The sequence below is a fragment of the Vibrio sp. TRT 17S01 genome, assembly GCF_050113695.1.
Taxonomy (GTDB): Bacteria; Pseudomonadota; Gammaproteobacteria; order Enterobacterales; family Vibrionaceae; genus Vibrio.
This window is the reverse complement of the sequence record NZ_JBNJOG010000051.1, coordinates 1-1,709: the sequence shown is the minus strand read 5'-3', so window position 1 is coordinate 1,709 and position 1,709 is coordinate 1. Positions and strand designations below refer to the sequence as shown.

The 1,709-nt window shown below is 38.9% G+C and carries 2 protein-coding genes; both read right to left on the bottom strand.

The features are described 5' to 3' along the window. Window positions 1-223: 223 nt before the first annotated feature. Window positions 224-586: a hypothetical protein gene (locus tag ACQEXS_RS22405; protein ID WP_427015267.1), complete on the bottom strand. Its 363-nt coding sequence runs from the start codon at window positions 584-586 to the stop codon at window positions 224-226. Between the two features lie 239 nt (window positions 587-825). Continuing rightward, window positions 826-1,065 carry a hypothetical protein gene (locus ACQEXS_RS22400; protein WP_427015266.1) on the bottom strand — a complete coding sequence of 80 codons (240 nt, stop codon included), beginning with the start codon at window positions 1,063-1,065 and terminating at the stop codon, window positions 826-828. Window positions 1,066-1,709 lie beyond the last annotated feature (644 nt).

Here is a 1,709-nt window from a genome sequence, read left to right as displayed (position 1 = left end):
ACAATACTAAATTGCCGACTAGGAAAAACAAACGGCTAAAGGGATTTAAGAAGATGAGAACAAAGAACTTTCCTACCCGTCGCCTAACGCCCAATTAAGGGGTGAACAACGCTTCCACCCAAACCTAAAGCATTGTGCCATAAACACTAAACTTGAAGTAGAAGCAAAAATGCCGAGCGTTGTGAATCCCTCTTAAATTGCTTGTTATAAGCCTGCTCGCACCCTAGCCACTCAGAGCCGTCGTTATTGCAATGAGTAGTCCAATGCCGACAATTCCGATTGCCCACTGCCAATGTTTTGTAAAAAAATAACCAATAGGTTCAGAAATTTTCCACGCTTCATTGAAACCTTTTTCGGTGAAGTAATAACGAACTTTATGCTCTTTAAGATAACCACCAACAGTCAACACCTCTAACAGTTCATTAGGCTTTTTCACAGGATTTACTTGTTCTGTTAAGCCCTCAACCTCACTTAGACATAAAAAGCCGAAAGAATAGTTATCTATGTACGAAACGTCATTTCCATGTTTGAATTTATACTTTGAAAATAGGTGTTTCATAATTAGTTTATGTGTTGATTTCTTCAATTTAACTCCATATTAAAATAAGGCTTATAACGCCATGTTAAGTAGTGGGCAACGCAACACCTAACTTAAGCCATACCACTGTAATCACAGAACCAACATTTACACCGAAGATCGTAAGCGTTGGGAATCTGCCTTAAACATTTTGTTATATTTCTTGCCCTGACAAGCATGACAAGATTTCTACAAGTTAAACAAATAGTGCACCCGAAATAAGCACCTAAGATTTACTGCTTGCGCTTTTACAAATAGCCAAGCTCTTGAAGCAAAATTCCTAAGCCTAGAATAGTTAACAGACCAATAGTAAACCACCGTTCTTTTTTAGCTCTTCTATTTTCTAACTCTGCTACTTCTACTGCCTTATTACCTTCAATTTCCATTGCTTCATTTGCTTGTTCCCTCAAAAATGTCATGTGAGAATTAATTTCTTTTAATTCATCTCTGATTTCAGTGAGAACCTTCATCGAATCTTTATTATCCATAATATTCCTCGGAAATATAACGCCGCGTTAAGTGGTGAACAACGCCAACCACCAAGCCTAAACCATTGCACCTTAAACACTAAATTCAACTTAAACTGAGAACGCAAAGCGTTGTGAGTCCACCTTAAACGCCTTGTTAGGCGAAGTTTCCCACCAGTGTTTAAGTAATTTTAAAAGCAGATTACCTGAAACCGTATAGCCAACCAAATGCACACAGACTTTTTGCGATTCAAGAACCACAAACTCACTATGTTTCAGCCAAGGTTTCAACAACCACGAAATGCGAATTTGCAGCCACTAAGTAGCTTTTGAACCTGAGAAACTAATAGGTATGAACTAATAGCAAAAACGAAAGCTACGATTGACTTGCCCTGTCCACACTTTAAGCCAGTGAAACTCACCACCAACCTACAACAAATGCCAATGAGGCAGCCCACGAACTCTTGCATGTTTTACGGTTGGAGATATTCAAGAATTCGAGCCGACAATGCTCAATTGCCGACATAGAAAAACGAATGCTCAGAGAGAACTAAGAAGATGAGAACAAAGAACTTTTCTGCCCGTCGCCTAACGCCGCGTTAAGTGGTGAACAACGCTAACCACCAAACCTAAAACATTGTACCTTAAACACTAAACTTAACTTA

What these genes read in the sequence shown, in the direction of transcription:
- ACQEXS_RS22400 (WP_427015266.1), bottom strand. Translation starts at nt 1,065, where the DNA reads ATGGATAATAAAGATTCGATGAAGGTTCTCACTGAAATCAGAGATGAA.